This is a genomic window from Lysobacter panacisoli, assembly GCF_009765165.1.
GTDB lineage: Bacteria > Pseudomonadota > Gammaproteobacteria > Xanthomonadales > Xanthomonadaceae > Lysobacter_J > Lysobacter_J panacisoli.
On sequence record NZ_VLNU01000001.1, the window covers coordinates 1,296,678 to 1,318,820 of the forward strand.

Genomic DNA, 22,143 nt, shown 5'->3' on the forward strand with positions numbered 1-22,143 from the left:
TTGCGAAATCAGTCGTGGCTGGCCGGAGCTGCGGAAGTCGCTCGCGGTCATGCCAAAGCGCGCACGGAAACTGCGGGCAAGCTGCAGTTGTTGTCGAAGCCGCTTGCGACGCCGACTTCGCCGATCGTCATCGGCGTGGATACGAGCAGGTTCGCCGCGTGCTCCAGCCGCAGCACTGCGGATGCGGACTGGGGGCTTTGTCCGTAGAGGCGGTGGAATACCTTCGAGAAGTACCAGACCGAGAACTGCGTGCGTTCGGCGAGCTCGCCGACACGGACCATGCGATCGCAATGGCCTTCCATGTACAGGCGCGCGCGCTGCATGCGCTCGAAGACCTGGCGCTTGCGTCCGTGCGACGGACCGGGGCAGCGCTGCAGGGCCGTGCGATATTCGCGCTGCATGCCTTCAAGGTTCAGCATCAGCGAGCGCAGGTTGGCATCCATGCGCGCCGATTGCGGCAGCGCCAGCGAACGTGCGAGCCGATGCCACAGCTTCACGTTGTTGCGAAGTTCGGGCAGCGTCAGTCGTCCCCGGCCCACGTATAGGCCGAATTCGGAGAACTGCGCCATCGCCTTCACCGCGTCCTCGGCGATGCTCAGGCCCAGGCAGAGGCCGCGCGCATCCGCCTGCACGACGGGGTGCGAATCCTTGGCGAAGGCGACCCAGTCGCCCGGGCGCAGATAGAACCGTCCTTCCTTCGCTTCGATCCAGGCGTGACCGCGGACCTGCACCCACACCGAGAGCTCCGGCGCGGTCGACGCGACGCTGCCCAATCGCGACACCGCCAGACATCGCGCCCACGGACCGTTCGGAACCGGCCCCTCGTGCAACTGGCGCTCACCGTCGGCCCACGTCCACTTCGCCTGTTTCATAAACATTTCGTTTGAGTTGGAAAGAGGACAGAGGCTCGCTTCGGTGTAGGAACGAATCCATAAGACGACTCTCAATTCTTGGCGCCACGTGGCAATCAGGCATGCGGCGGCCGCCCGTGTCCCTTCGCCACGTGCTCCAATGCAGGCATGCCCGACGACCTGAGTCCCGGCTATTGGTTGTTCCTGCTGGACTGGCTGATCCGGCTGGCGGCGCTCGCGTGGATTCCGGTGCGCAGCGCGCCCGCGGCCGCGCGCAGCTGGCTGTTGCTGGTGGGATTCGTGCCGTTGCTCGGGTTGCCGTTGTATCTGGTGCTCGGCCACCCGTGGCTCGCGCGCATCCGTCGCGAACGGCAGGCGCGTGCGTCGCAGCTGATCCGTGAACGCCAGGTCGGCCTAGGCGAGCTGCGCTGGACGCCGCCGGAATCCGGACCCGTGCCCGATGTCGCGCGCCTGGCCGAACGCCTCGGCGATTTCATGCCAATGCACGGGAACGAAATCGTCCTGCTCGACGATTACGACGCCTCCATCGCCGCGCTCGTCGCCGACATCGACAGTGCGCGCGAGGAAGTCCATCTCCTGTACTACCTGATGTTCGATGACGAGATCGGTCGCTCCATCGCCGATGCATTGGCGCGCGCGGTCGCGCGCGGCGTGCGGTGTCGATTACTGCTCGATGCGGTCGGCGCCAAACCCGGGCTGCGCGCGTTCGCGAAGCCGTTGCGCAAGGCCGGGGTGGAGGTCCACGCGATGCTGTCCGGCGGTCTCGCCTGGCGCAGCCTCTCGCGCATGGACCTGCGCAACCATCGCAAGCTCGCGCTGATCGACCGTCACTGCGGCTACATCGGTTCGCAGAACCTTGCCGATGCGGCATTCGTGCCGGATCGACCAAACCGCGAGCTCGTGGCGCGCGTGCACGGGCCGGTGGTGCGGCAGATCGCGGCGCTGTTCGCCAGCGACTGGTTCATCGAGACGGGCGAGATCCTCACGCTGGACACGTCCATCGATAGCGTTGCCGGCGACATGGCCGCACAGGTGCTGCCCAGCGGGCCTGCGTATCCGTTCGAGAACGCGCGCAACGTCGTCGTCGCGCTGGTTCAGCGCGCGCGTCGAAAGGTAGTGCTGGCGACGCCCTACTTCGTGCCGGACGACATGACGTTGGGCGCGCTGCGCGTCGCGGCGCTGTCAGGCGTGGAAGTGCAGCTGATCCTCTCGCTGAGCAACAACCAGCGACTGACGCGCTGGGCGCAGCGTTCGTACTACGACGAACTGTTGCAGGCGGGCGTGCGCATCGCGCTGTATCGTCCGCACTTCCTCCACGCGAAGCACCTGAGCGTGGACGACGACATCGCGTTGATTGGCTCGATCAATCTCGACATCCGTTCCTTCGCGCTCAACGCCGAAGCCGGCCTGCTGTGCTACGACCGCTCGGTGGTGGCTCGGCTGCATGCCATCGAGGCCGACTATCTGGCCGACGCGGAGATCCTCCAGCTGTCGGGCTGGCGCGGCCGGCCGCGCTGGCGGCGCAGCGTCGAGGGCATCGCACGGCTGGCGGATTCACTGATCTGACCTTTCCGGCCCGGGCCGGCCGAGCCCATCGGCCGCCATCGTTCTACACTCGGACATGGATCCGAACGAGGACGACCACCGGTGATTCCGGGCTGGATTCTTCTGCTGGTGTCGGCGGGCTACGTCGGCGTGCTGTTCGTGGTCGCCTACTACGGCGACCAGCGCGAGACCACGCCGAAAGCGCGCTGGATGCGTCCGGCCGTGTATTCGTTGGCGCTGGCCGTGTACTGCTCGTCGTGGACGTTCTACGGCGCGGTCGGCACGGCGGCGCGCACCGGGCTGGGCTTCCTGCCGATCTACCTCGGCCCTTTGCTGATGCTCGCCTTCGGCTGGCGCATCCTCGAACGTCTGGTGCTGATCTCCGGTGAGGCACGCATCGTCTCGATCGCCGACTTCCTGTCCTCGCGCTACGGTCGCGCGCCGGGCCTGGCGGCGCTGGTGGCGGCGGTCGCGCTGACCGCGGCGGTGCCGTACGTGGCCCTGCAGTTCAAGGCGGTCGCGATGAGCGTGGAAGTGCTGGCCGACGTGCCCAGCGACGCCGGCCTGCTGTCCGATCCCGCCTTCTACGTCGCCCTGCTGCTGGCGGTGTTCGCGATCCTGTTCGGCACGCGCCAGATCGACGCGACCGAACACCATCGCGGCATGGTGCTGGCGGTCGCGCTGGAATCATTGGTGAAGCTGCTCGCGTTCGTCGCCATCGGCGTGTTCGCACTGATGCACCTGCCCGGGACCGGCAACCTCGTCGAACGCATGATCCAGGCCGCGCCGGTGGTGACTGCGCCGGGCCTGCCGGCGGGCTTCGTCGCGCAGACACTGCTCGCCTTCACCGCGATCGTCTGCCTGCCGCGCCAGTTCCACGTGGCGGTGGTGGAATGCCAGGACCCGTCCGACCTGCGCTCCGCGCGCTGGCTGTTCGGCACGTACCTGGTGCTCATCTCATTGCTGGTCGTGCCGATCACGCTGGCTGGACAGAGCCTGCTCGCCGGCAGCGGCGCATCGCCGGACACCTTCGTGCTCGCCCTGCCGCTGGCGCTGCAGCAGGAAACACTCGCGCTGATCGTCTACATCGGCGGCTTTTCGGCCGCGACCGGCATGGTGATCGTGGCCAGCGTGGCGCTGTCGACGATGGTCAGCAACGACCTGATCATGCCGCTGCTGCTGCGCTCCGGTGCGCTGCGCGAGAGCCAGGGCATCGACAAGCAGGTGCTGTGGGTACGCCGCGCGACGATCTTCGGCCTGGCGATGATGGCCTATGGCTATCACCGCGGCTCTGCCTATTACGGTGCGGGCGAGGACACGCTGGCACAGCATGGCCTGCTCGCCTTCGCGGCGGTCGCGCAGTTCGCCCCGGCGCTGATCGGCGGCCTGTACTGGCGCGGCGCGAGTCGCTCGGGCGCGTTCGCCGGGCTGTTCGCTGGCACCGTGCTGTGGCTGTACACGCTGCTGTTGCCGGCGCTGGCACGCGGCGGCTGGTTCGCCACCGGGTGGATCGAGCAGGGCCCGCTCGGCGTCGACTGGCTACGGCCGGAGCAGTTGTTCGGCCTGCACGGCTGGGATCCACTCACGCACGGCACGTTCTGGTCGCTGCTGTTCAACGTCGGCGTGTTCCTGTTCGTGTCGGTGCGACAGCGCCCGCGACTGCAGGAGCAACTGCTCGCCGCGCCCTTCCTCGATCCCTACGTGCAGCGTCCGGCGCTCGGTCCCGGCGGCTGGGCCGGCAGCGTGCGCGGCGGTGAGCTGCTCGCGCTGGCCGAGCGCATTGTCGGCGAACGCCATGCGCGTCGTGCGTTCGAGGAATACGCGCAACAGCAGGGCCGCGCATGGCAACCCGAACAACCCGCGGATCGCGCGCTCGCGCAGTTCACCGAACGCCTGCTCGCGTCGGCGATCGGCGCAGCGTCGGCGCGACTCACCCTGACCAGCGCATTGCGCGGCTCTGGCATGGAGCTGGGCGAAGTCGTTGCGCTCCTGGACGAAGCGAACCAGGAGCTGCGCTTCAACCGGCAGATCCTCTCGACCACACTGGAGAACATCAGCCAGGGCGTGAGCGTGGTCGACGCGGAGATGCGCCTGGTCGCATGGAACCGCCGCTATCAGGAACTGTTCGACTACCCCGACGGCATGCTCTACGTCGGCCGACCGGTCAGCGACCTGATCCGCTGGAACGCCGAGCGCGGCGAGATGGGTCCGGGCGACATCGAAGGCCAGGTGCGCCGTCGCCTCAGGCATTTGCGCGCCGGCGCGCCGCACGTATTCGAGCGCGTGCGCGCGAACGGACAGGTGATCGAGATGCGCGGCCGTCCGCTGCCTGGCGGCTACGTCACCACCTACAGCGACGTGACGGATTACAAGCGCGCCGAGCAAGGCCTGCGCGAAGTCAATGAAACCCTGGAACAGCGTGTCGAACTGCGCACGCGCGAGGCGGAGGCTGCACAGCAGTCGAAGACGCGCTTCCTCGCGGCGATCAGCCACGACGTGCTGCAGCCGCTCAACGCGGCGCGGTTGTTCGCGAGTGCGTTGCGCGAAGCCGGTGATACCGGCGAGCAGGCGCGGCTGGCCGAGCGCGTGGACGCGTCGCTGCGCGCGGCCGAGGATCTGCTCGACGGACTGCTCGACATCTCGCGCCTCGACGCGGGCGCGTTGCGCGTGGACATCACCGACTTCGACGTGAACGAGCTGCTGCGCGAACTCGTTGCGCAGTACGCGCCGGTCGCGGCCGGTCGCGGCCTGCAGTTGCGTGTGCGTGCGCCGGATCGTCCACGTCCCGTGCGCAGCGACCGTCGCCTGTTGCGCCGCGCGTTGCAGAACTTCCTCGCCAATGCGCTGCGTTACACGCGCGAGGGCGGCGTACTGATCGCTGCGCGCGTGCGCGAAGGTGCGATCGAGTTGCAGGTGTGGGACACCGGGCCCGGCATCTCGGAGCACCACCTCGCGCAGATCTTCGACGAGTTCCGTCGCTTCGATCAGCCCGGCATCGGCGGCGAGCGTGGACTTGGTCTCGGGCTGTCCATCTGTCAACGCATCGCGCGCACGCTCGAACACCCGCTGCGCGTGCGTTCGCGCATCGGCGTGGGCAGCGTGTTCTCGATCACTGTGCCGTTCGGCCGCGCGATGTATGCCGCGCCGCTTCCCGAACCGCATCTCGTGGTCGGCGGCGATTCGCTGGCCGGCCTGCGCGTGCTGTGTGTGGACAACGATCGCGAGATCCTCGATGGCATGCGCAGCCTGCTGCAACGGTGGGGCGTGGTCGCGTTCACCGCGGCCAACGCGGACGAAGCGCTGGCGTTGCTGTCGCAGCAGCCCGACGTCGCGCTGGTCGACTACCACCTGCACGATCGCCTCGATGGCCTTGGCGTGATCGACGCGTTGCGCGCGCAATGCGGCCGGATGCTGCCAGCGGCGTTGCTCACCGGCGATGGCAGCGATGCGCTGAAGCTCGCCGCGCGCGAGCACGGATGCCGCGTGTTGACCAAGCCGGTACGGCCGGCATCGTTGCGTGCCTTCCTCGCCGCGCAGCGGCAGGCCGTGCAGGCCTAGCGCGTCGCCACCGCAGGTGCGCCGGCGACCCGCCAGACGGTGTTGCCGACGTCGTCTGCCACGAGCAGCGCGCCGTCGCGCGCGATCGCGACGCCGACCGGTCGGCCGCGCGCGTTCTGCTGTCCATCGATGAAACCGGTGAGTACGTCGACCATCGCACCTTCGGGCTTGCCATCGTGGAACGGCACGAACACCACCTTGTAGCCGTTGAGCGGATCGCGGTTCCACGAACCGTGCAGGCCGATGAACGCGCCTTCCGCGAACGCGCGGCCGAGCCGATTGCCCTGCGCGAATGTCAGGCCGAGTGGCGCAACGTGCGAGCCCAGCGCGTAGTCCGGGATACGCGCGGATGCGGCGCGATCGGGCTGCGCCGGAGTCACGCGCGTATCGACGTGCGCGCCCCAGTACGACCACGGCCAGCCATAGAACGCACCCTCGTCGACACGCGTGAGGTAGTCGGGCACCAGGTCGTTGCCCAGTTCGTCGCGCTCGTTGACCACGACCCACAGGCGTGAGCTTCGCGGCTCCCACGCCAATCCGACCGGGTTGCGCAGACCGCTCGCGAAGATGCGACGCGTGCCGGCGGCAGGATCGATCTGCAACACGTTCGCGCGCTCGACTTCCGCTTCCAGTCCGTTCTCGGCGATGTTGCTGTTGGAGCCCACTCCGACGTAGAGACGCGTTCCGTCGGGCGAGGCGACCAGGCTCTTGGTCCAGTGATGGTTGAGCTGGTCGCCGCCACCGGGAAGATCGACGACCTTCTGCGGCGCGCCCCCGGCCTGCTGCTGTCCCGCCGCATACGCAACGCGCACGAGCGCATCGGCGTTGGCGATGTAGAGCGTGTCGCCGACCAGCGCCATGCCGAACGGCGAAGTGAGCCCACTGGCGAACACGCTGCGCGTCTCCGCGACCCCGTCGCCATCGGCATCGCGCAGCAGGGTGATGCGGTTCGCGCTTGGCGCACCAGAGCCGGCCTTCTTCATCACCGACCCCATGATCTTGCCCTTGATCCCACCGATGCCGCGCTTGCCCGGCGGCGCGTTGCTCTCGGCCACGAGCACGTCGCCGTTCGGCAGCACGTAAAGCCAGCGCGGATGGTCGAGGCCAGTGGCGAACGTGCCGACCGACAACCCCCTCGCGGGCGTCGGCTTCTCGCCCTTCGCCCAGCCTTTCGCCGGTGCGATGTTGAGCGTGGGGATGGCCGAGGTCTGCGGCGACGCGATCACCGGCGATGGTCCGGTGTCCTCACCGGCGCGCAGACGGGCTTCGCCTCCGCAGCCGCCGAGCGCGACAAGAACGGCGGCGACGCACAGCGCCGTCGCCGCTCCCGACATGCCTTCTCGACGTGTCCCGCTCATGCAACCACCAAGTACGACACGCGCCGTGCAACGCACGTGATCGACGCAAGGCGACGTCGAATCCGCGTGATGCCGGCGTGATCGATCAGCAGGGGCCGTCCGGCGAAGCGGTCAGCGTGGCGAAGCGGCGCTGCATTTCCGCGGCGTCGACCTCCTCGATGCTGTGTCCGATGTTCCATCGATGGCCGGCTGGATCGCGCACGACGCCGGAGCGTTCGCCGTAGAACTGGTCGCGTGGCGGCATCACCAGCGTCGCGCCCGCATCGAGTGCGCGCTTAATCGTCGCATCCGCATCGTCGACGTGGACGTGAATGGTGACATTCGTTGTGGACGTCGGATCGGGCGGAACGATGCCGTACTCCGGATACGGTTCGCACAGCATCAGCGTGGTGCCTGCGATCGACACCTCCGCATGACCGATGCGACCGCCCGCCTCGACCAGGCGCAGCGTCTCCTGGGCGTCGAAGACATCGCGGTAGAAGGTCATCGCAGCCTGCGCATCGGGCACGCACAGGTAGGCGAACAGTTCTCGGGTGGACATGGGCGGCCTCGCGGTGTGGGACGTGGACGCAGCCTATGCCGGTGCGCCGGACCGGTCTTGAACGAAATTGACCGCGGCCACGTGCACCTGGGCACGCGCGCCGGCGCGTCGGTACTCGCGTGGCGTCATGCCACACATCGCGCGGAACTCGCGCTGCAGGTGCGCCTGGTCGGCATAGCCTGCATCCAGCGCGACATCGCCGAGTGCGTGTCCCTGCGACAGGCCACGCAGTGCGCGGCGCAGACGCCGCACGCGTGCGTACTCCTTCGGCGCCAGACCCGTCGCAGCACGAAATCGCGCGATGAAATGGCGATGGCTGCACCCGCTTACGGCGACGGCAGTGCGGACCGCCTCGCCTTCGCCCAGCGACTGCAAGGCCTGCGCGATCGCGGGGTGCATCGCGTGGATCGGTCGAAGACGCGCGAGCAGGGCCGACTGCAGCACGTCGATGCGAGCCGACGCGTCCGCGGCTTCGCTCAGGCGTTCCTGCAGGCGTTCAACTTCGCCCGCACTCCAGATATCGCACAGCGCGACATGCCGGCCGGCGAGCACGTCCGCGTCGCAACCGAGCAGGGCCCGGGCTGCGCCAGCGCGCAGCATCACGCCGACCGACGCCGTCGGTTGCGCGAGCTTGGTGTAGAACCGTGTGCGCGCACCGGCGACAACCGCCGCGGCGAGGCGTTCGCCGATGGCGTCATCGTCGTTGCGATACAACCGCAACGACGTCGCATCGAGACGGATCGCCAGGTGCATCGTTCCGCAAGGCAGCACGTGTTCGCGCGTCGCAGGCGACGGCGCGCCATCGCTCGCCCACAGGGCTTCGACGAAGGGACGCAGTGCGGCGACGGGCCGATGCAGGCTCATGCGCGGAGCCTACACCCGTGGACGGGACGGTGCTGTTACTCGGCTTCTTCCGGCGGCGGCACGATCGCGCTCGGGTCGAGCGCGAGGCGGCCGGCGATCAGCACGGCCTGGGTGCGGTTGCTGGCGCCTAGCTTGCGCAGGATCGCGGTCACGTGCGCCTTCACCGTCGCTTCCGACACGCCGAGTTCGTAACCGATCTGCTTGTTCAGCAGCCCCGCGCCGAGCATCTGCAGCACGCGGAACTGCTGCGGCGTGAGGTCGCGCAGGCGCTGCGCGGCGTCGTGTTCGTCTGCGTGGGCTGCCGGCGCGGACAAGGCGACCGATGGCGCCCAGCGGTCGCCGTCGAGCACGCGCGTGATCGCCTCGCCCAGCGTCGCCGCATCGGCGGATTTGGGGATGAAGCCGACCGCGCCGTGATCGAGCGCGCGCCGCATCACAGTGGGCTCTTCGCGCGCGGACACCACCACGATCGGCAGCTGCGGATGCAACGCGCGCAGGTGCACCAGCGCGCTGAAACCCTGTGCGCCGGGCATGTTGAGGTCGAGCAGCAGCAGGTCGGCGTCCGGCTCGGCCTCGACCAGCGTGTACAGCGCCTCGACACTGTCGGCCTCGCGCAATTGCGCCTGCGGCAACACGCGCGCGACCGCGCCGCGCAGTGCTTCGCGGAACAGCGGATGGTCGTCGGCGATGAGGAGTGTGGGCATGGGGTTATGTCGTCATTCCCGCGAAGGCGGGAACCCAAGTGTCCGATACATTCCGCCTTCCGGCGAGCATGATTCGTTCAAAGTTGGATCCCCGCCTTCGCGGGGATGACATCGGTAGAGCGGAACAGCTGCGGGGTCTGCTACGCCGCACGGCGCTGCCGCACCGGAACTCGCCCAGCCCGGGTTGGGCGCGCATCACGGAACGCGACGTTCCTTGACCAGCGAATCCACCACGCTAGGATCGGCCAGCGTGCTGGTGTCGCCGAGCTGGTCCGGCGCGTTCTCGGCGATCTTGCGCAGGATGCGGCGCATGATCTTGCCCGAACGCGTCTTCGGCAGGCCCGGCGCCCATTGCAGGTGGTCGGGCGTGGCGATCGGCCCGATTTCCTGGCGCACGTGCGCGACCAGCTCCTTCAGCAGTGCGTCGGTCGGCGCTTCGCCGGCGATCAGAGTGACGTAGGCGTAGATGCCCTGGCCCTTGATGTCATGCGGGAAACCGACCACCGCGGCCTCGGCCACCTTCGGATGCGACACCAGCGCGCTCTCGACCTCGGCGGTGCCGATGCGATGGCCGCTGACGTTGATGACGTCGTCGACGCGGCCGGTGATCCAGTAGTAGCCGTCGGCGTCGCGACGGCAGCCGTCGCCGGTGAAGTAGTTGCCCGGGTACGTGCGGAAGTACGTATCGATGAAGCGCTGGTCGTCGCCGTAGACGGTGCGCATCTGACCCGGCCACGAGTCGCGCAGCACGAGGTTGCCTTCGGCCTCGCCTTCGAGGACGTTGCCGTTGGCGTCGACCAGTGCGGGCTGCACGCCGAAGAACGGCTTCGTCGCGGAACCGGGCTTGAGGTCGATCGCCCCCGCCAGCGGCGTGATCAGGATGCCGCCGGTCTCGGTCTGCCACCACGTATCGACGATCGGGCAACGCGCGTCGCCGACCACGTCGTAGTACCAGCGCCACGCTTCGGGATTGATCGGTTCGCCAACCGAGCCCAACAGGCGCAGCGAGGCGCGCGAGGTCTTCTTCACCGGCTCGTCACCGTCGCGCATCAGCGCGCGGATGGCGGTCGGCGCGGTGTAGAAGATCGTGACCTTGTGCTTGTCGATCACTTCCCAGAAGCGCGACACGTTCGGGTAATTCGGCACGCCCTCGAACACCAGCGCGGTCGCGCCGTTGGCGAGCGGGCCGTAGACGATATAGCTGTGGCCGGTGACCCAGCCCACGTCGGCAGTGCACCAGTAGATGTCGTCGTCGCGCAGGTCAAACACCATCTCGTGCGTGTAGCTGGCATACACCAGGTAACCGCCGGTGGTGTGCAGCACGCCCTTCGGCTTTCCGGTGGAACCGGAGGTGTAGAGGATGAACAGCGGATCTTCCGCGTTCATGCGCTCGGGTGCGCATTCGGTCGGTTGTTCATCGACGACGGCGTCGTACCAGCGGTCGCGCGGCATCTGCATGTCGACCGCGCTGCCGGTATGGCGCACGACCAGCACCGTTTCCACGGTGTTGGTGCCGGGCATCTTCAGCGCCGCATCGACGTTGGCCTTGAGCGGGACCTTCTTGCCGCCACGCAGGCCTTCGTCGGCGGTGATGATGAGCTTGCTCTGGCAGTCGGCGACGCGGTCTGAGATGGAGTTGGGCGCGAAGCCGCCGAACACCACCGAGTGGATCGCACCGACGCGCGCGCAGGCGAGCATCGCGACCACCGCCTCCGGGATCATCGGCAAGTAGATGGTGATGCGGTCGCCCTTGCGAACGCCGAGCGAGCGCAGTGCATTGGCGAGCTTGCACACGCGTGCGTGCAGTTCGCGGTAGGTGATGTGCTGCGCCGGCTTCGACGGATCATCCTGCTCGAAGATCAGCGCGGTCTTGTCGCCGCGCGTGGCGAGGTGACGGTCGAGGCAGTTGACGCTGGCGTTGAGTTCGCCGTCCTCGTACCAGCGGATGTGGAAATCCTCGAGCGCGTAGCTGACGTCCTTGATCTTCGTCGGCTTGCGGAACCAGTCCAGGCGATCGGCGACCTTGCCCCAGAAACCGTCCGGATCCTTCACCGACTCGGCGTACTGGCGTTCGTACGACTCGCGCGTGATCCGGGCCTTGGCGGCGAACTCCGGATCGATCGGATAGACGGTGGCGGGATGGTTCATGGCGTGCTCCGGGACTGCGTCGGTCAAGGGCGTACCGGCCGCGAAGGGGCCGGCAGGCCAGTGTGCCGCATTCACCGGCGCGCCTCATCCGGGCCGGTGTAGACGTTAGTCGTAAATGCCCTGTCGCAGGCTCTCGACTACGACCAATGGGGAATGGTTGTGCAGTGCGGTGGCCCAGCAGGCTGGGTCGAGCCGAGCATGGGGCCCGGCGTTCCTTTGGGAGGGAATCATGTCCGCAAGCATTGCCTCGATGTCGAGCGCACCGGCGGCTCCGCGTCGCCGTCCGCTCGCCGCCGCATTGCTGGTCGCGCTGGCGTTGCCGGGGATGGCCTTCGCGCAAACCGCGAAAGAGAAAGAGCTGGAAGCGCGCGTCGCCCAGCTCGAAGCCATGGTCAAGCAACTGGTGTCGCAACAGCAGCAGCAACAGACCCAGATCAGCGAGGTGAAGACCGCGCAGACCACGGCTCCAGCGGCACCCGCCGCGGCGGCGCCTGGCACACCGGCCAAGCCGACCATCCAGAGCGCTCCGATCATGGCCACGGCCAACCCGGGCACGCGCTTCAGCTATGGCGGCTTCATCAAGCTGGATGCGTCCGTCACCGACACCAACGACGGCGACATCCCCGACGGCACCGTCGGCCGCCTGTTCTACGTGCCCAAGGCGATTCCCGTTGGCGGCGGCCGCACTGCCGAGGGCGGCACCGACACCGACATGGGCGTGAATTTCTCGCGCTTCTGGTTCGGCGCCGATACCGACCTCGACAGCGGCGACAAGCTGAAGGCGTACCTGGAGTTCGATCTGTTCGGCGGCGGCAGCACGGCCTTCACCGGCAACGAGATCGCCACCAACACCTACGCGCTGACCCTGCGCCAGGCCTACGTGCAGTGGAACAACTGGCTCGCCGGCCAGACCTGGACCAACTTCCAGGACACCGCCGCGCTGCCCGACACGGTCGACTTCCTCGGCCCAACGGAAGGCACGGTGTTCGTGCGTCAGGCGCAGTTGCGCTACACCAACGGTCCGTGGTCGTTCTCGATGGAGAACCCGGAGACGGTGTACACGCCGTTCAACGGCAACATGGCGCAGGTCGCTGGCGACGACGGCCCGTCGCCGGACTTCACCGGCCGCTATACCGCCAAGGGCGACTGGGGCCACTTCGGCATCGCCGGCCTCGTGCGGCAGCTGAAGTACCAGAACGGTCCGCTCAACCAGGACAACGAGAGCACCGGCTACGGCCTGAGCGTCTCGGGCAAGTTCAACCTCGGCAAGAGCGACGACATCCGCTACATGGTCACCGGCGGCAGCGGCATCGGCCGTTACATCGGCCTGGCGCTCAACAACGACGCCGTGCTCGATTCGACGGGCGACCTGGACAACATCGACGTCATCGCCGGCTTCGTCGGCTGGCGCCATGTGTTCTCGCCGAAGCTGCGCACGAACCTGTTCTATTCGCGCGCGGATTACGACCAGGACACCGATCTCACCGGCCTTGGCATCACCAAGGGCGCGCAGTCCGCACACGTCAACCTCATCTACACCCCGTTGCCGAAGCTCGACCTCGGCGCGGAGCTGATCTGGGGCCAGCGTGAACTCGAGAACGGCGACCGCGGCGAACTCAATCGCCTGCAGACGCACGTCAAGTACAACTTCTGAGGACGACGACCGTGTCCACCATCACCGCAAACACCCCGAAAGAGGGGACCCTGAGCCAGGGGCACAAGAAGGTCATCTTCGCCTCCAGCCTCGGCACCGTGTTCGAGTGGTACGACTTCTACCTGTACGGCTCGCTCGCGGCGATCATCGCCAAGCAGTTTTTCAGCGGCCTCAACGAGACCAGCGCCTTCATCTTCGCCCTGCTCGCTTTCGCCGCCGGCTTCGCCGTGCGTCCGTTCGGCGCGATCGTGTTCGGCCGCCTGGGCGACATGATCGGACGCAAGTACACGTTCCTCGTCACGATCGTGATCATGGGCATCTCGACGTTCCTCGTCGGCATCCTGCCCAACTACGCCTCGATCGGCTTCGCCGCACCGGCCATCCTGATCATCCTGCGATTGCTGCAGGGCCTGGCACTGGGCGGTGAGTACGGCGGCGCGGCGACGTACGTGGCCGAGCATGCGCCGCACGGCAAGCGTGGCCTGTACACCAGCTTCATCCAGACCACCGCGACGATCGGCCTGTTCCTGTCGCTGCTGGTGATCCTGGGCGTGCGTACGTACCTGGGCACCGAGGCGTTCGAGGCATGGGGCTGGCGCATTCCGTTCCTGCTGTCGATCATCCTGCTCGGCGTGTCCGTGTGGATCCGCATGCAGCTCAACGAATCGCCGCTGTTCCAGCAGATGAAGGCCGAGGGCAAGCAGTCCAAGGCGCCGATCACCGAAAGCTTCTTCTCCCGCAACGGCAAGATCGTGCTGCTCGCGCTGCTCGGCGCCACCGCCGGCCAGGCCGTGGTGTGGTACGCGGGCCAGTTCTACGCGATGTACTTCCTGACCCAGTCGTTGAAGGTCGATCCCACCACGACGTGGCTGCTCATCGCCGCGGCGCTCGCGATCGGCACGCCGTTCTTCGTTGTGTTCGGCTGGCTCAGCGACAAGATCGGCCGCAAGAAGATCATCATGGCCGGCTGCCTCATCGCCGCGCTGACGTACTTCCCGCTGTTCAAGGCACTGACCCACTACGCCAACCCGGCGATCGAGGAAGCACGCACCAACTCGCCGGCCGTCGTGCACGCCGATCCGTCGACCTGTTCGTTCCAGTTCGACCCGGTGGGCAAGAAGGTCTTCACCAACTCGTGCGACATCGCGACCGCGGCGCTGGCCAAGGCCGGTGTTCCGTACACGATCCAGCCGGCTGCTCCGGGCACCGTCGCACGCGTCACCGTCGGCACCACCGAGGTGGCGAGCTATGAGGGCGCGGGTCTGGCGAAGGAAGACGGCAAGGCCAAGGCCGATGCGTTCGGCGGCGAGCTGAAGGCGGCGCTGACTGCCGGCGGCTATCCGGAGAAGGCCGATCCGGCGCGCATCAACAAGCCGATGGTGCTGGTGGTGCTGACGATCCTCGTGATCTACGTGACGATGGTGTACGGCCCGATCGCGGCCTGGCTGGTCGAGCTGTTCCCGACCCGTATCCGCTACACCTCGATGTCGCTGCCGTACCACATCGGCAACGGTTGGTTCGGCGGCTTCCTGCCGACCATCGCGTTCGCCCTGGTCGCGGCCACCGGCAACATGTACTACGGCCTGTGGTACCCGATCATCATCGCCTTGATGACCTTCGTGATCGGCTCGCTGTTCCTGCGCGAGACGAAGGACGTGGACATCACCAAGATCTGACGAATCCCGCGTCGTGAAGTGCAGCAACGCCGGCCTCGTGCCGGCGTTGTTGTTCTAGGCGGTGCAGTTCGTCGCCGCGCTGCGACGACGGATGTGGGATCAGTCCTTCTTCGCCTTCGCGAACGCCGCCGCCAGTGCGTTGTTCATCGGCGGCGGGGGCGTGACGCCACGGTTGCCGGTGTTGCGCGAATCGCGCCCGCCATCCCGACGCGGTGCACCGCCACGCGAATCACGTTCCTCGCGCGGACCACGCGGTGCAGGCGCGCTGTCGTCGAGGCGACGCGTCAACGCGATGCGCTTGCGTGCGACATCGACCTCCAGCACCTTCACCTTGACGATGTCGCCCGCCTTCACCACTTCGCGCGGATCCTTCACGTACTTGTCCGACAGCGCGGAGATGTGGATCAGGCCATCCTGGTGCACGCCGATGTCGACGAACGCGCCGAATGCGGCGACGTTGCTGACCACGCCTTCCAGCACCATGCCTTCGCGCAGGTCCTTGATGTCTTCCACGCCGTCGGCGAAGCGCGCCGCCTTGAACTCCGGACGCGGGTCGCGGCCCGGCTTTTCCAGCTCCTTGAGGATGTCGCGGATCGTCGGCACGCCGAACGTGTCGTCGACGAACTGCTCCGGCTTCAGCGTGCGCAGCAGCGAGGCATCGCCGATCAGTTGCTTCACCTCGCGTCCGCACTGTTTGAGGATGCGCTCGACCACCGGGTATGCCTCCGGATGCACGGAGGAGGTATCCAGCGGCTGGTCGCCGTCGGCGATGCGCAGGAAGCCCGCGCACTGCTCGAACGTCTTGTCGCCAAGACGCGGCACCTTCAACAGTTCCTTGCGCGACTTGAACGCACCGTTGGCATCGCGGTAGACGACGATGTTCTCCGCCACCGTCGAAGACAGGCCGGATACGCGCGTCAGCAGCGCGGCGGACGCGGTGTTCACGTCGACGCCGACCGCGTTCACGCAGTCCTCGACCTTCGCGTCCAGCGCGCGCGCCAGCTTGAACTGGTCGACGTCGTGCTGGTACTGGCCGACACCGATCGCCTTCGGTTCGATCTTCACCAGCTCGGCGAGCGGATCCTGCAGGCGTCGCGCGATGGACACCGCGCCGCGGATCGACACGTCGAGGTTCGGGAATTCCTTCGCCGCGAATTCCGACGCCGAGTACACCGATGCGCCGGCTTCGCTGACGACGACCTTCTGCATCTTCGACTCGGGCGCGAGCTTGATGAGATCGCCGGCTAGCTTGTCGGTCTCGCGCGAGGCGGTGCCGTTGCCGATGGCGATCAGTTCGACCGAGTGCTTCGCGCACAGCGCGCGCAGGATCATCAGCGACTGGTCCCACTGGCGCTTGGGTTCGTGCGGATAGATCGTCGCGGTGTCGACCAGCTTGCCGGTGCGATCGACCACGGCGACCTTCACGCCGGTGCGCAGGCCGGGATCGAGGCCGAGGACGGCCTTCGGGCCGGCCGGCGCGGCCAGCAGCAGATCCTTGAGGTTGTCGCCGAACACGTCGATCGCTTCGCCCTCGGCCTTCTCGCGCGCCTGCGCGAACAGGTCGAGCGTGAGATGCAGATGCAGCTTGGCCTTCCACGTGAGGCGGCAGCAGTCGATCAGCCACTTGTCGGCGGCACGGCCCTGCGCCTTGATGCCCGCGTGGAACGCGACGCGGCCTTCGGCCTGCAGATGGCCCGCCTCGGCTTCGTTGCCCGGATCGAGATCGATGAACAGGAATTCCTCGCGACGACCGCGGAACAGCGCCAGCAGGCGATGCGACGGAATCTTCGACAGCGGTTCGGCGTGGTCGAAGTAGTCGCGGAACTTCTCGCCGGCGACTTCCTTGCCTTCGGCCACGCGCGAACGGATTACGCCGACTTCGCCCAGCCACGTGCGCAGCTCGCCGACCAGCGCGGCGTCCTCGCCCCAGCGCTCCATCAGGATCGCGCGTGCGCCGTCCAGCGCGGCCTTGGTGTCGGCCACGCCCTTCTCCGCATCGACGAAGCCCGCCGCGAATTCCTCCGGTACGAGCGCCGGATCGGCGACCAGTCCGTCGGCGAGCGGTTCCAGCCCGGCTTCACGCGCGATCTGCGCACGCGTGCGGCGCTTGGGCTTGTACGGCAGGTACAGGTCTTCCAGGCGCGCCTTGCTGTCGGCCGATTCGATATCGGCGCGCAGCTCGTCGGTCATCTTGCCCTGCTCCTCGATGCTCGCCAGCACCGCGATACGACGGTCCTCGAGTTCGCGCAGGTAGGACAGGCGCGTTTCCAGGTTGCGCAGCTGGGTGTCGTCGAGGCCGCCGGTCACTTCCTTGCGGTAGCGCGCGATGAACGGAACGGTCGCGCCTTCATCGAGCAGGCCGATCGCGGCCTGCGCCTGCTGCGGCTGGGCGCCGATTTCCTCGGCGATGAGACGGGCGATCTTCGCGGCGATCTTCACGCCAAACTGCTTGGAGTCCTGCATTGCTTCCAATCGTGTAGCCCCGGCGAATTCCGGGAGAACGTCGATTGTCGCAACGCGCGCGGCGGTGCGGTACCCGTTGACATTCGGCGCGCCCGCGACGCGGCGGTCGCGCTCAGTCGACCAGATCGAGCACCGGCAGGCCGAGGCGTTGGCAATGGTCGCGGTACGCCTGCAGTTGCGTCGCGGCCGACGCGCGCGAGCGGACGGCGCCCGCGGCATCGATGAACTCGACCTCGCCCATCACCACCACCAGCGCGATCATTTCCTCATCGCCAGTGACCTTCCACCAGTCGGCATTGCCGGGCGGCTCGTAGACATAGTCGCCGGGACCGATGACCTCACCCGTGCACAGCGTCCGCGTGCCTGTGAGGTTGTAGGCGTGGATCTCACCAGTGTGTCGGTGCAGCGGCATCAGCGCACCGGGCGACATCCGCAGCAGCTCGACAAAGCCGCGCCCATCGGCGAAGAAGCGCAGCGGCTTCCAGGACTTCTCCGCGTTCATGGGAATCCACGGCGTGGCCGAGGCCGGGGCGACGCGGCCGGGGAGGAAGTCCTGCACGAAGGGACGGGCTACGGTCATGTCGGTTCCAGGCGGCTTGGTGGTCCGTGGGCGATACCGTAGGCTGGCGACTGGCCCCTTGGTCGGACCAGTTGCGATGACTTCGCGGGAACCAGTTTTCGAATTTCCCCTCAACCTTGGCGCGGGCGAAGGTCGCACCCGGCAGCTGCACGAGCAGCTCCGTGCGGCGATCCTCGACCACCGGCTTCGCGCCGGCAGCCAACTGCCGTCCACCCGCCGTGTCGCCGATGCGTACGGGCTCGCCCGCAACACGGTGAACGCGGCCTACGACCTGCTGGTCGCCGAGGGTTACGTCGTCACCCGGACCGGCGCGCGTGCCGTGGTCGCCGATGTCGCCGCGCGTCCGGCCTCGCGACCGCCACGATTCGATGACGGTCGCCTGCGTGGTGCGTGGACACCGCCGACATGGAGCAGTGCGGTGGCGACGGGCGATGCGTGGGCGTCGACGTTCCGCCTCGGCGTTCCCGACCATCGGCAAATACCTTTCGAAGTGTGGCGCCGGCTGCTGTCGCGGGCGTTCCACCCACGCCACGGCGCGGCATTCGGCTACCAGCCACCGCATGGACGACCGCGCCTGCGCGAGGCGATCGCCGGGCACGTGTCGTTCGCCCGCGCGGTTGCCGCACGCGCGGACGACGTGATCGTCACGGCCGGCGCGCGCCAGGCGTTCGATCTGCTCGCACGCTTGCTGGTCGAGCCAGGCAAGACCACGGTCGCGGTGGAGGATCCCGGTTATCCGACCGTGCGCGATGCCTTCATCGGCGCGGGTGCGCGTGTGGTCGCGGTGCCGGTCGACGATGAAGGACTGTGCGTGGATGTGCTGCCCGACGATGCGCGCATCGTCTATGTGACGCCTTCGCACCAGTACCCGACCGGCGTGGTGATGTCGATGGCGCGTCGTCGCGCGCTGCTCGCGTTCGCGCACGAGCGCGACGCGCTGGTGATCGAGGACGATTACGACGGCGAGTTCCGCTACGGCACGCGCCCGCTCGATGCGCTGCAGACGCTCGACCGCGCCGGTCGCGTGGTTTACGTCGGTACGTTCTCCAAGAGCCTGTTCCCGTCGCTGCGCATCGGCTACGTCGTCGCCCCGGCATGGCTGCACGGCGCGCTGGCCGCGGCGAAGGAGCATGCGGACACCTGCGGCAATGCGCAGCTGCAGGACGCGCTGGCTGATTTCATCCTCGAAGGCCATCTCGCGCGACATGTCAGACGCATGCGCAAGGTCTACGCGGGGCGTCGCGACACCTTGATCGCGATGCTGGACGGACCATTGTCGCGCTGGCTGCAACCTGTCGCGGCCGAAGCAGGCATCCACGTGGCCGCACGATTCCACGATGCCGATGCGATGGCCGCGCTGATGCCACGCCTGCGCGAGCATGCCGACGGCGTCATCCCGCTGCGCGCACTGGCGCAGCGCGAGGACGCGATCGACGGCATCGCATTCGGCCTGGGCTGCATCGACGAGGACGGCATCCGTACGCGACTGCAATCGCTCGCTCGAGCGATGCAGCGCTGACTACGCCGCAACTGCGGCGAGATGACGGTCGAACGACGCATCCACTGCCGCACGACCGCCACCGAGGATGTTGCGCCCCCAGGTGTAGCCATACACATCGTCGTACTCGAAGCCGCGCAGACGATCGCGCATTGCGTGCACGTCGGCGGTCTTCATGGGAATGTAGTTCGGATAGCTGTACATGAAGGTGACATGGCGACGATCCAGCACCACCTGCAGCGCGTCGCCAGGAAACAGTGCGCCACCTGCACGCGGTCCGTCGCTCCAGTGCAGCGCGGTGCTGCCTGTGAAGTGTCCACCTGCACGAATGAGGACGACGTCGTCCGACAGCCGCAGCGTGTCGCCGCGCCAGTGCTCGATGCGCGGCGACGGGCGCATCACCCATTCGCGGTCGGCCTCGTGCAACAGGATCGGCACGCCGCCGAGCGCTTCGCTCCATTCGACCATCGCGCTGTAGAAATGCGGATGCGAGATGACGATGCGATCCACTCCGCCGCGCGCGTTCAATGCGGCGATGGCTTCATCGGTGACCAGGCTGACGCATTCCCACATCAGGTTGCCCGCGCCGGTCGGCAGCAGCAGCGCGCGTTGCGGGATCGCGAATTCACCCGCGATGCCTATGCCGAGCAGGCCCGCGTCGTCCTCGATGCGCAGGCGATGGTCCTGCGCGAGTTGCGTGTGCGTGGTCCACGACTGGCCATTCCAGCCGACATATTGGCGTTCGTCCTCGCAGATGGGACACCGCGAAGGCGCTGTCGCGCTTTCGGCGTACTGGGTGCCGCAGGTCTCGCAGAGGAAGCAGGGCATGGTGGCGCTCCGGCGGGGCGATGGCCCCGGACGACACCAGCGTAGGAAGGGTCGGTATCGCGCGGCGGAACCAGTCTGCGCGGATCCACGGGATCCAGTTCGATTACTGCGGCGGGGCCTGCAGTTCGCGCGCGTCGAGGAAACCGTCGCGGTTGCGGTCCTGGCGGACGAAGCGTTCGGCCAGGGTCTGTCGATGTTCGGCCAGGCTCACCGGCTGGCCGCGTCCGCCGGGGAGTTCGTCGGCCGACAACACGCCGTCGCGGTTGGCGTCCATGCGAGTGAAGGCGTAGCTCAGCCAGTCCTGGTATTCGACCGGCGAGATGCGGCCGTCGCGATCGGCGTCCATTCGCGCGAGGTAATCGGAGCCGGCCTCCACCGCGGGACGTTCCTCCGGCGGCGATTCCGGCGCGGCCGTCGCGGGCGTGCGGGTGGACAGGTGCATGGGGATCGATTGCGCGGTGGCGCTCGCGCTCCACATCAGCGCGATGCACAAAACGAAGCCCGCGCGTTGCGGCGCGGGCTTGCGTGTACGCGTGCGATCCATCGCGGTCGAACGGATCAGGCGGCGCGCGCCGGCGCCAGGGCGTAGCCCTTCAGGCGCGCGGAGAACGCCTGCAGCGCCTGGATGCCGCTGGCTTCCGCCTCGGTGCACCACGCGTGCAGTTTCGACAGCGTGGCCTGCGCGTCGTGCGAACGGTCGTCGAGCACGTGCGCGAGGCGCTGGCGGAAATCGGCCAGCGTGGCCATCTTCGGCCGCTCGGCCAGCCACGCCTGCAGCTTGGCGCGCTTGTCGTCGTCGAGCCAGCGACCGCCATCGGCGAGTCCGTGTCGCATCTTGCGCGGCAGCTTGAACTTGGCCTCGCGCAGCGCCGGCAGCGTGACGCTGCGGTAATAGTCGGTCATCGCCTGGAACCGGATCGCCAGCAGCGCCTTCAGCGTCTCGCCGTCGGGCATGGCGATGTTGGGGCGCACATCGAGCGTCGGCGCCACGCGCAGCACCTTCGCCAGGCGCACCTTTTCCAGCAGCTTGATCGCACTCCAGCCGATGTCGAACTCCCACTTGCGCAGGGCGAACTTCGCCGACGACGGGAACGCGTGGTGGTTGTTGTGCAGCTCTTCGCCGCCGATCCAGAAACCCCACGGGGTGAGGTTGGTCGCGGTGTCGGTGGTTTCGAAATTGCGGTAGCCCCACCAGTGGCCGAGGCCGTTGACGACACCGGCGGCCCAGAACGGGATCCACACCATCTGGATCGCCCACGCGGCCACGCCCATGAAACCGAACAGCGCGAAGCTGATCGCCAGCATCAGCACCGGACCCATCGTCGCGTGCGGCGTGTACAGGTGACGCTCGATCCAGTCTTCCGGGCAGCCCTTGCCGTACTTCTCGATGTCCTCGCGCTGGCCGCGCGCTTCACGGTAGAGCTCGACGCCGCGCCACATGACGGTATCGATGCCCTTGAACTGCGGGCTGTGCGGATCTTCCTCGGTCTCGCACTTGGCGTGGTGCTTGCGATGGATCGCCGCCCACTCGCGCGTGATCATCGAGGTGGTCAGCCAGGTCCAGAAGCGGAAGAAGTGGGCGAGCACCGGATGGAAGTCCACGGCGCGATGCGCCTGCGAACGATGCAGGTAGAGCGTGACGGAGAAGATCGTCAACTGGGTGACGACCAGCAGCCAGACCAGCAGTTCGCCCCAGCTGGCCTGGAGCAGGCCACCGGCGAGGAAATCGAGGAGGGAAGCAGACATTCGTGACTCCGGGGGGAAACGGGCCGGGCGCATCGCGCACGGTCCATCGGCAGATCATGCCAGCCACGCAGCACCGTTCGCGCCGGTATGGCCTTGATTTGTGATGGG

At 67.5% G+C, this 22,143-nt stretch carries 16 protein-coding genes; 5 read left to right on the top strand and 11 right to left on the bottom strand.

What is annotated here, in order from left to right; translation table 11 throughout:
• Window positions 1–47 precede the first annotated feature (47 nt).
• On the bottom strand, window positions 48–872 hold the full coding sequence (locus tag FOF45_RS06245; protein WP_158983113.1) for a helix-turn-helix domain-containing protein: 825 nt from the start codon (window positions 870–872) through the stop codon (window positions 48–50).
• A gap of 147 nt (window positions 873–1,019) precedes the next feature.
• Between FOF45_RS06245 and cls the strand changes: the two genes are divergently transcribed.
• Both cls and FOF45_RS06255 read left to right on the top strand, forming a co-directional pair.
• Window positions 1,020–2,438: a cardiolipin synthase gene (gene cls, locus FOF45_RS06250; protein ID WP_158983114.1), complete on the top strand. Its 1,419-nt coding sequence runs from the start codon at window positions 1,020–1,022 to the stop codon at window positions 2,436–2,438.
• Window positions 2,439–2,519: 81 nt separating this feature from the next.
• Window positions 2,520–5,975, top strand: coding sequence for a PAS domain-containing hybrid sensor histidine kinase/response regulator (locus FOF45_RS06255; RefSeq protein ID WP_158983115.1), 3,456 nt, complete (start codon window positions 2,520–2,522; stop codon window positions 5,973–5,975).
• Here FOF45_RS06255 and FOF45_RS06260 read toward each other — a convergent pair.
• The 5 genes from FOF45_RS06260 to acs all read right to left on the bottom strand — a co-directional run bounded on the left by FOF45_RS06260 (window position 5,972) and on the right by acs (window position 11,590).
• Window positions 5,972–7,309, bottom strand: coding sequence for a PQQ-dependent sugar dehydrogenase (locus FOF45_RS06260; RefSeq protein ID WP_158987279.1), 1,338 nt, complete (start codon window positions 7,307–7,309; stop codon window positions 5,972–5,974). The genes FOF45_RS06255 and FOF45_RS06260 overlap by 4 nt on opposite strands.
• 109 nt (window positions 7,310–7,418) lie before the next feature.
• Window positions 7,419–7,874 carry a VOC family protein gene (locus FOF45_RS06265; protein WP_158983116.1) on the bottom strand — a complete coding sequence of 152 codons (456 nt, stop codon included), beginning with the start codon at window positions 7,872–7,874 and terminating at the stop codon, window positions 7,419–7,421.
• Between the two features lie 33 nt (window positions 7,875–7,907).
• On the bottom strand, window positions 7,908–8,738 hold the full coding sequence (locus FOF45_RS06270; RefSeq protein WP_158983117.1) for a helix-turn-helix domain-containing protein: 831 nt from the start codon (window positions 8,736–8,738) through the stop codon (window positions 7,908–7,910).
• Between the two features lie 35 nt (window positions 8,739–8,773).
• Window positions 8,774–9,442, bottom strand: coding sequence for a response regulator transcription factor (locus FOF45_RS06275; protein ID WP_158983118.1), 669 nt, complete (start codon window positions 9,440–9,442; stop codon window positions 8,774–8,776).
• Window positions 9,443–9,637: 195 nt separating this feature from the next.
• A complete protein-coding gene (gene acs / locus FOF45_RS06280) occupies window positions 9,638–11,590 on the bottom strand; it encodes an acetate--CoA ligase (protein ID WP_158983119.1) in 1,953 nt (650 codons plus the stop codon).
• A gap of 229 nt (window positions 11,591–11,819) precedes the next feature.
• Between acs and FOF45_RS06285 the strand changes: the two genes are divergently transcribed.
• A complete protein-coding gene (locus tag FOF45_RS06285; protein WP_233264067.1) occupies window positions 11,820–13,244 on the top strand; it encodes a DcaP family trimeric outer membrane transporter in 1,425 nt (474 codons plus the stop codon).
• 11 nt (window positions 13,245–13,255) lie between these two features.
• Window positions 13,256–14,920: an MFS transporter gene (locus FOF45_RS06290; RefSeq protein ID WP_199244445.1), complete on the top strand. Its 1,665-nt coding sequence runs from the start codon at window positions 13,256–13,258 to the stop codon at window positions 14,918–14,920.
• A gap of 99 nt (window positions 14,921–15,019) precedes the next feature.
• Here FOF45_RS06290 and FOF45_RS06295 read toward each other — a convergent pair whose 3' ends face one another.
• Entirely contained in the window at window positions 15,020–17,383 is a 2,364-nt protein-coding gene (locus tag FOF45_RS06295) for a Tex family protein (protein ID WP_158983120.1), read from the bottom strand.
• A 112-nt stretch (window positions 17,384–17,495) separates the two neighbouring features.
• Complete coding sequence (locus FOF45_RS06300) at window positions 17,496–17,963, bottom strand: cupin domain-containing protein (RefSeq protein ID WP_158983121.1); 468 nt, start codon at window positions 17,961–17,963, stop codon at window positions 17,496–17,498.
• 76 nt (window positions 17,964–18,039) lie between these two features.
• Here FOF45_RS06300 and pdxR point away from each other — a divergent pair, with 76 nt between their 5' ends.
• Window positions 18,040–19,482 carry a MocR-like pyridoxine biosynthesis transcription factor PdxR gene (gene pdxR, locus FOF45_RS06305; protein WP_158983122.1) on the top strand — a complete coding sequence of 481 codons (1,443 nt, stop codon included), beginning with the start codon at window positions 18,040–18,042 and terminating at the stop codon, window positions 19,480–19,482.
• On the opposite strand, the gene FOF45_RS06310 is transcribed toward pdxR, so the two are convergent.
• The 3 genes from FOF45_RS06310 to FOF45_RS06320 all read right to left on the bottom strand — a co-directional run bounded on the left by FOF45_RS06310 (window position 19,483) and on the right by FOF45_RS06320 (window position 22,035).
• Window positions 19,483–20,289 (bottom strand): MBL fold metallo-hydrolase, encoded by an 807-nt coding sequence (locus tag FOF45_RS06310; protein WP_158983123.1) that lies wholly within the window; start codon window positions 20,287–20,289, stop codon window positions 19,483–19,485.
• Window positions 20,290–20,392: 103 nt separating this feature from the next.
• Entirely contained in the window at window positions 20,393–20,833 is a 441-nt protein-coding gene (locus tag FOF45_RS18510; RefSeq protein ID WP_425481898.1) for an EF-hand domain-containing protein, read from the bottom strand.
• A gap of 14 nt (window positions 20,834–20,847) precedes the next feature.
• Window positions 20,848–22,035, bottom strand: coding sequence for a DesA family fatty acid desaturase (locus FOF45_RS06320; protein WP_158983124.1), 1,188 nt, complete (start codon window positions 22,033–22,035; stop codon window positions 20,848–20,850).
• Window positions 22,036–22,143 lie beyond the last annotated feature (108 nt).

What these genes read in the sequence shown, in the direction of transcription:
- FOF45_RS06245 (WP_158983113.1), bottom strand. Translation starts at nt 872, where the DNA reads ATGAAACAGGCGAAGTGGACGTGGGCCGACGGTGAGCGCCAGTTGCAC.
- cls (WP_158983114.1), top strand. Translation starts at nt 1,020, where the DNA reads ATGCCCGACGACCTGAGTCCCGGCTATTGGTTGTTCCTGCTGGACTGG.
- FOF45_RS06260 (WP_158987279.1), bottom strand. Translation starts at nt 7,309, where the DNA reads ATGTCGGGAGCGGCGACGGCGCTGTGCGTCGCCGCCGTTCTTGTCGCG.
- FOF45_RS06265 (WP_158983116.1), bottom strand. Translation starts at nt 7,874, where the DNA reads ATGTCCACCCGAGAACTGTTCGCCTACCTGTGCGTGCCCGATGCGCAG.
- FOF45_RS06270 (WP_158983117.1), bottom strand. Translation starts at nt 8,738, where the DNA reads ATGAGCCTGCATCGGCCCGTCGCCGCACTGCGTCCCTTCGTCGAAGCC.
- FOF45_RS06275 (WP_158983118.1), bottom strand. Translation starts at nt 9,442, where the DNA reads ATGCCCACACTCCTCATCGCCGACGACCATCCGCTGTTCCGCGAAGCA.
- acs (WP_158983119.1), bottom strand. Translation starts at nt 11,590, where the DNA reads ATGAACCATCCCGCCACCGTCTATCCGATCGATCCGGAGTTCGCCGCC.
- FOF45_RS06285 (WP_233264067.1), top strand. Translation starts at nt 11,820, where the DNA reads ATGTCCGCAAGCATTGCCTCGATGTCGAGCGCACCGGCGGCTCCGCGT.
- FOF45_RS06295 (WP_158983120.1), bottom strand. Translation starts at nt 17,383, where the DNA reads ATGCAGGACTCCAAGCAGTTTGGCGTGAAGATCGCCGCGAAGATCGCC.
- FOF45_RS06300 (WP_158983121.1), bottom strand. Translation starts at nt 17,963, where the DNA reads ATGACCGTAGCCCGTCCCTTCGTGCAGGACTTCCTCCCCGGCCGCGTC.
- pdxR (WP_158983122.1), top strand. Translation starts at nt 18,040, where the DNA reads ATGACTTCGCGGGAACCAGTTTTCGAATTTCCCCTCAACCTTGGCGCG.
- FOF45_RS06310 (WP_158983123.1), bottom strand. Translation starts at nt 20,289, where the DNA reads ATGCCCTGCTTCCTCTGCGAGACCTGCGGCACCCAGTACGCCGAAAGC.
- FOF45_RS18510 (WP_425481898.1), bottom strand. Translation starts at nt 20,833, where the DNA reads ATGGATCGCACGCGTACACGCAAGCCCGCGCCGCAACGCGCGGGCTTC.
- FOF45_RS06320 (WP_158983124.1), bottom strand. Translation starts at nt 22,035, where the DNA reads ATGTCTGCTTCCCTCCTCGATTTCCTCGCCGGTGGCCTGCTCCAGGCC.